1 protein-coding gene is annotated in these 279 nt (G+C 65.2%); it reads right to left on the reverse strand.

Annotated features, from left to right (window positions below; translation table 11 throughout):
- Positions 1 to 279 (reverse strand): flagellar export chaperone FlgN (gene flgN / locus R0J87_RS19750; RefSeq protein ID WP_498888383.1); only part of this gene is annotated, 279 nt, incomplete at both ends.

Genomic DNA, 279 nt, shown 5'->3' on the forward strand with positions numbered 1-279 from the left:
GTGTTGAAGCGGCGCGCTCGCTCGGCCGCTTTTTGCAGCAGCGACCACTGTTCGGCGAGCCGCTCGTCGGTGCTGGCCGCGAGTTCCATGCCGGCCCAACCGCCCGGAAAACCCATGCCGGCGAGCAGTTCGTCGCGGCGGGTTTCGAGCTGCGCGAGCTCGCCGATCAGTTCGGTTTTCTTGTCGATGACCGGCGGCAGCAGTTCAACCGGCGACAAGGCAGTCAATGCCTTCGTCTCCAGCGTCAAAACGGAGGCGAACGCCTCGACGGCGGAATAC

Origin of the sequence: Halomonas sp. SIMBA_159 (assembly GCF_046536035.1) — a bacterium.
GTDB lineage: Bacteria > Pseudomonadota > Gammaproteobacteria > Pseudomonadales > Halomonadaceae > Vreelandella > Vreelandella venusta_A.